The organism is Parasphingorhabdus sp. (assembly GCF_049667325.1).
Classification (GTDB): Bacteria; Pseudomonadota; Alphaproteobacteria; order Sphingomonadales; family Sphingomonadaceae; genus Parasphingorhabdus.
This window is the reverse complement of the sequence record NZ_JBATHY010000232.1, coordinates 1-6,353: the sequence shown is the minus strand read 5'-3', so window position 1 is coordinate 6,353 and position 6,353 is coordinate 1. Positions and strand designations below refer to the sequence as shown.

Annotated in this window: 6 protein-coding genes and 1 pseudogene; all 7 read left to right on the top strand. The window is 58.4% G+C overall.

All coding sequences use genetic code 11. The annotated features are described in order from the left end of the window. A pseudogene (locus WBM93_RS10475) lies at positions 1 to 293 on the top strand (malate dehydrogenase); the annotation flags it as partial. Beyond that, complete coding sequence (locus WBM93_RS10470) at positions 290 to 502, top strand: hypothetical protein (protein ID WP_424431613.1); 213 nt, start codon at positions 290 to 292, stop codon at positions 500 to 502. The pseudogene WBM93_RS10475 and the gene WBM93_RS10470, both read left to right, overlap by 4 nt. Positions 503 to 512: 10 nt before the next feature. Continuing rightward, on the top strand, positions 513 to 1,403 hold the full coding sequence (gene sucD, locus WBM93_RS10465; RefSeq protein WP_424431611.1) for a succinate--CoA ligase subunit alpha: 891 nt from the start codon (positions 513 to 515) through the stop codon (positions 1,401 to 1,403). A 122-nt stretch (positions 1,404 to 1,525) separates the two neighbouring features. Then, entirely contained in the window at positions 1,526 to 1,819 is a 294-nt protein-coding gene (locus WBM93_RS10460; protein WP_424431615.1) for a GIY-YIG nuclease family protein, read from the top strand. Positions 1,820 to 2,062: 243 nt separating this feature from the next. Beyond that, a complete protein-coding gene (locus WBM93_RS10455) occupies positions 2,063 to 4,846 on the top strand; it encodes a 2-oxoglutarate dehydrogenase E1 component (RefSeq protein ID WP_424431609.1) in 2,784 nt (927 codons plus the stop codon). A 17-nt stretch (positions 4,847 to 4,863) separates the two neighbouring features. After that, positions 4,864 to 6,084 carry a 2-oxoglutarate dehydrogenase complex dihydrolipoyllysine-residue succinyltransferase gene (gene odhB, locus WBM93_RS10450; protein ID WP_424431607.1) on the top strand — a complete coding sequence of 407 codons (1,221 nt, stop codon included), beginning with the start codon at positions 4,864 to 4,866 and terminating at the stop codon, positions 6,082 to 6,084. A 62-nt stretch (positions 6,085 to 6,146) separates the two neighbouring features. Beyond that, positions 6,147 to 6,353, top strand: a 207-nt coding sequence (locus WBM93_RS10445) for an FAD-dependent oxidoreductase (protein ID WP_424431605.1), incomplete at its 3' end; no start/stop codon positions are given.

Sequence of the window (6,353 nt, the reverse complement as noted above, 5' to 3'; positions counted from 1 at the left end):
AGCTGCTCGGCAACGGCTCGGCTTACTATGCGCCGGCAACCAGCGCGATCATGATGGCGGAAAGCTATCTCAAGGACAAACGCCGGGTGCTGCCTGCTGCGGCGCATCTGACCGGCCAATATGGCGTCGACGATCTTTATGTCGGCGTGCCGGTAATCATCGGCAAAGGCGGCGTCGAGAAGATTATCGAGATCGAATTGAGCGAAGAAGCGCAGGGCAATTTCAATGTGTCGGTCGACGCGGTGAAGGAATTGCTGGCGGCTTGTAAGGAACTGGATCCAAGTCTGGCGTGAAGGCGCTCGCGTTTCTGTTCGGTCTATTGCTGAGCTTGCTCGGTGCCATATTGACCTATTCGGGTTGGTTTGGTCCGCAGATCGGAGATGGATTTACCAATATTGGCTATATTACATTCGGGCCACTGGCATTGTTGACCGGCTTTGGTTTGTTGATCGTCGGATATCCTCGCAACGCAGCAACGAATATCAGCAGGCCCAGAAAATGAAGGATTTAGAATGAGCATACTAATCGACAAGAACACCAAGGTTATAACCCAGGGCATGACCGGCAATACCGGCACGTTCCACACCGAACAGGCGCTGGCTTATGGCACGCAGATGGTGGCCGGCGTTACGCCGGGCAAGGGTGGCACGACGCATATCGGGCTGCCCAATTTTGATACGGTGGCCGAAGCCAAGGACGCCACCGGCGCGACGGCTTCTGTCGTTTATGTTCCACCGCCATTTGCAGCGGATTCTATCCTCGAAGCGATTGATGCAGAGATTGAACTGATCGTCGCGATTACCGAGGGCGTTCCGGTGCTCGACATGGTTCGCGTCAAGCGCGCGTTGCAAGGCAGCAAGTCGCGGCTGATCGGTCCGAACTGCCCCGGCGTTCTCACCCCCGACGAATGCAAGATCGGCATCATGCCCGGCAGCATCTTCATGAAAGGCTCGGTCGGCGTGGTCTCGCGTTCCGGCACCTTGACCTATGAAGCGGTGCACCAGACAACCGCGGTTGGCCTTGGCCAGACCACGGCGGTCGGCATTGGCGGCGATCCGGTCAACGGTACCAACTTTATCGACGTGCTCGAGCTTTTCCTCGCCGACGACGCGACCAAGTCGATCATCATGATCGGCGAAATCGGCGGCAGCGCCGAAGAAGAAGCAGCGCAGTTCATTGCCGACGAAGCCAAAAAGGGCCGCAGCAAACCGATGGTCGGCTTTATCGCTGGTCTGACTGCTCCTCCGGGACGCCGCATGGGCCATGCCGGCGCGATTGTTTCCGGCGGCAAGGGCGGCGCGGAAGACAAGATCGCGGCGATGGAAGCCGCGGGCATCCGCGTTTCGCCGTCGCCGAGTGAATTGGGGACGACGCTGGACGCTATGTTGAAGGAGCTGGTTTGATTGGCTGGAGAGAGCCGCACTTTTCTGTTCCCCGCCGCAGGGCGGGGTCCAGACGATCGGACAGGACAGGACAGTTCTGGGCACCGGGCTTCGCCGGTGAACAATGCGGTCGGTGAATGGAAATGGGCAGACCGGGATATGTTTATATCATGGCGAGCCAAAGGAATGGAACAATATATCTGGGCGTCACGAGCGATTTGGCGAAACGGGTGTACGAACATCGCGAAGGTCTGATCGAAGGGTTTACGAAGAAACAAGGATGCAAGTTGCTGGTCTGGTTTGAAGCTTATGACGATATTCAGGAAGCGAGGTCTACCGAACTGCGGATGAAGAATTGGAACCGGCAGTGGAAGTTGAAGCGGATCGAACGGATGAATCCGGAATGGAATGATTTGTGGGATGAGATTGTGAAGTGAATGGGCGGCGAGTTTGTGTTCCCCGCTGAAGAGCGGGGCCCAGACGATAGTGCACTACAGTTCTGGGCACCGGCCTTCGCCGGTGAACGGCAAAGGAACGGGATGAAGTGGTTTGCGGTTGTGAAGTGACGATGATTTGATGTGCCCTACCGAAGAGCGGGGCCCAGACGATCGGATAGGACAGTTCTGGGCACCGGCCTTCGCCGGTGAACATTAAAAGACCGGTACACAAGGTAGTAAATTATGGGTTTTGAAAATCAGGATTTTGGCTCCGAACGGGAAAGCGGCCCGAGCTGGCAGCGCAAGCATTGGCCGGTTGATGATGCCGACGAGCTGAACAGCGCGCTTGATCCTACCCGGATGGGTATCGAGATCGCGGCGGCTGCGGAGAAAACCGGCAAGTCCATGTCCGATGCCGAAGTCGCGCAAGCGGCGGAAAAATCGATCCGGGCCATGATGCTGATCCGCACCTATCGGGTGCGCGGGCATCTGGGGGCCAATCTTGATCCGCTCGGCCTGTCCAAGCTGGAGCAGCCGGCCGACCTGACTCCCGAATTTCATGGGTTCACGGCTGCTGAAATGGACAAGCCGATATTCCTTGGCGGGGTTTTGGGTTTTGAAACCGCGTCGATCCGCGAAATCGAAGCGGTGCTGCGCGCCAATTATTGCGGCTCGGTCGGGCTGGAATATATGCATATTGCCGACATCGAGGAACGGCGCTTTCTGCAGGACCGGATGGAGGGCAAAGACGCGGAAATCCACTTTACGCCGGAAGGCAAGAAGGCGATCCTCAACAAGGTGATCGAGGGCGAGGAATATGAAAATTTTCTCGGCAAGAAATATGTCGGGACCAAGCGTTTCGGGCTCGACGGCGGTGAATCGATGCTGCCGGCGCTGGAAAATATCATCAAGAACGGTGGCGCTGCCGGTGTCCGCGATATTGTCTATGGCATGGCCCATCGCGGGCGTCTGAACATTCTCGCCAATGTGATGGCCAAGCCCTACAAGGTCATCTTCCATGAATTCCACGGCGGATCGGCCAATCCCGACGATGTCGGCGGATCAGGCGATGTGAAATATCATCTCGGCACCTCCACCGACCGCGAATTTGACGGCATCAATGTCCATATGAGTCTCGTACCCAATCCGTCGCATCTCGAAGCGGTCGATCCGGTGGTGCTCGGCAAGGTCCGTGCCCAGCAAGTGGCGCGCGACGATCTGGAAAAACATGATCAGGTCCTGCCCGTGCTGATCCACGGTGATGCCGCCTTTGCTGGACAGGGCATCGTCTGGGAATGCCTCGGTTTCTCGGGTATCCGTGGCTACAATACCGGCGGCTGTATCCATTTTGTGATCAACAACCAGATCGGCTTTACCACCAGCCCGCAATTCGCGCGCTCCTCGCCTTATCCTTCCGACGTTGCCAAAGGCGTGCAGGCACCGATTTTCCACGTCAACGGCGACGATCCCGAAGCGGTGACCTTTGCCTGCAAAATCGCGATTGAATTTCGGCAGCGTTTCGGCCGCGATATCGTGATCGACATGTGGTGCTATCGCCGTTTCGGCCATAATGAAGGCGACGAACCGAGCTTCACCCAGCCGATCATGTATGCCGCGATCAAGAAACATCCCAAGGTCAGCAAGCTGTATGAAAAGCGGCTGGTCGCGGAGGGCGTGATTGATGCGAAATGGGGCGACGCGACCCGCGGCGCTTTTGCTGATCATCTCGAAACCGAATTTCAGGCTGCGGCCGATTACAAGGCGGACAAGGCCGACTGGTTTGGCGGCCGCTGGCAGGGGCTGCATATTCCGGCCGATCCGGAAACCGCGCGGCGCAATGTCGATACCGCGATCGACACAAAATTATTCGACAGTCTGGGCCGGACGCTGACCACGGTTCCGGAAGGACATAAGATTCACAAGACATTGGGCCGGGTGATTGATGCCAAGGCCAAGATGTTCAAGTCGGGCGAGAATTTCGACTGGGCGACCGGCGAGGCGCTGGCTTACGGCTCGCTGGTTTCCGAAGGCTATAATGTCCGCCTGTCCGGGCAGGATAGCGGACGCGGAACCTTTTCCCAGCGCCACGCGGTCTGGGTGGACCAGAACACGGAAGAAAAATATGTGCCGCTCAGCACCGTGCCGCATGGCCGGTTTGAAGTGCTCGACAGTCCGCTCAGCGAATATGGCGTGCTCGGCTTTGAATATGGCTATGCTGGCGCCGATCCGAAAACCCTGGTCTTGTGGGAAGCGCAATTTGGCGATTTCGCGAATGGCGCGCAGATCATGATCGACCAGTTCATCGCCTCGGGCGAGGCCAAATGGCTGCGCGCCAACGGGCTGGTGATGCTGCTGCCCCATGGTTATGAAGGTCAGGGTCCGGAACATAGTTCGGCGCGGCTGGAACGCTTTCTGCAACTATGCGCGCAGGACAATATCCAGGTCGCCAATATCACCACGCCGGCCAATTATTTCCACATTTTGCGCCGCCAGATGCTGCGCTCGTTCCGCAAGCCTTTGATCATCATGACGCCGAAGTCGCTGTTGCGCCACAAGCTCGCAGTGTCGAAGGCCGAGGATTTCCAGGGCGACCAGCATTTCATGCGGATCTTGTCCGACACCAATCCGCCGGCAGACAAGGATGTGAAGCGGCTTGTGCTGTGCTCGGGCAAGGTTGCCTATGACCTGATCGAGGCTCGCGATGCAGCGGGCGACAAGAACACCGCAATCATCCGGATTGAACAGCTTTATCCGTTCCCGGGCGAGCCTCTGGTGGTCCGCCTCAAGCGGATGAAAAATCTCGGGACTCTGGTCTGGGCACAGGAAGAGCCGAAGAATAATGGCAGCTGGTATTTTGTCCGCTCCTATCTGGAAAAATGTCTCGAGCAGGCGGGCATCGGTCCGGTCGAACCGGTCTATGCCGGACGCGCCGCTGCGGCCTCGCCGGCAACCGGTCTGGCAACCCGGCACAAGCAGCAGCAGGAACAGTTGATCGCCGAGGCACTGGGGCATCCCGTACAGGATTGAAAAGAGAGCAGTATAATATGGCTATAGAAGTAAAAGTCCCGGTACTGGGCGAATCTATCACCGAAGCGACTCTGGGCGAATGGCTCAAGCAGCCCGGCGAAGCGGTGGCCGCCGATGAACCGATTGCCAGTCTGGAAACCGACAAGGTAGCACTGGAAGTACCGGCGCCCGAGGCCGGTGTGATGGGCGCGCATCAGGTGGCAGTGGGCGATACGGTCGAAGTCGGCGCGGTGATCGCGACGATCGAGGCAGGGAGCGGCGCGACAAGCGCGGCCAAGCCAGCCCCGGCTCCGGCCGCTTCGGAAGCCAAAGCGGCAGAGCCTGATGCATCGATCACCCTTTCCCCGTCGGTCCGCCGGCTGGTTCTCGAACATGGCGTCGATCCGAGCCAGATCAGCGGTAGCGGCAAGGATGGCCGGCTGACCAAGGCGGATGTCGAGCAATATGTGAAATCCGGCGCCCAGCAAACACCGCCACTGGTCGAAAAAGGCACGGCAAAGGGCGCGCCGACGCCGACGCCATCGCCATCGACCGGCAGCCGTAATGAAGAGCGGGTCCGGATGACCCGCCTGCGCCAGACCGTCGCCCGGCGGCTGAAAGAGGCGCAGGATACGGCGGCCCTGCTGACCACGTTCAACGATGTCGACATGACCGCGGTGATCGAAACGCGCAGCAAATATAAAGAGCTGTTTGCGAAGAAACATGGCGTAAAGCTTGGTTTCATGGGCTTTTTCGTCAAGGCGGCCTGCATGGCGCTGAAAGACGTGCCCTCGGTCAACGCGCAGATTGATGGCGAGGAAATCGTCTATCATGATTATGTCGATATTTCGGTCGCGGTCAGCGCGCCCAACGGTCTGGTCGTCCCCGTGATCCGTAATGCCGAAGCGATGAGCTTTGCCGATGTCGAGAACACGATCGGCGATTTCGGCAAGCGGGCCAAGGATGGCTCGTTGACCATGGAAGACATGAAGGGCGGTACCTTCACCATCTCCAACGGCGGCGTATTCGGGTCGCTGATGTCGACGCCGATCATCAACCCGCCGCAATCTGCGGTGCTCGGCTTGCACCGGATCGAGGATCGCGCCGTGGTCGTGGATGGGGAGATAGTCGTCCGTCCGATGATGTATCTGGCGCTGAGCTATGACCACCGTCTGATCGACGGCCGCGAGGCGGTGACCTTCCTTGTACGGATCAAGGAAGCGATCGAGGATCCGGCACGGCTGTTGATTGATTTGTAGATAGAAAAACCAATGCGCGTCATCCCGAAACAGGTTCTGGGTGACGAGGTGAGAGATAGAATATGACCGAAAAATTTGACTATGATATTCTGATAATCGGCTCCGGCCCCGGCGGCTATGTCGCCGCGCTCCGGGCGGCGCCGCTGGGTCTGAAAACGGCCTGCGTGGAAAGCCGCGAGACGCTCGGCGGCACTTGCCTCAACGTCGGCTGCATCCCGTCCAAGGCGATGCTCCACGCGTCGGAACTTTATCATGAGGCCCATAGCGGC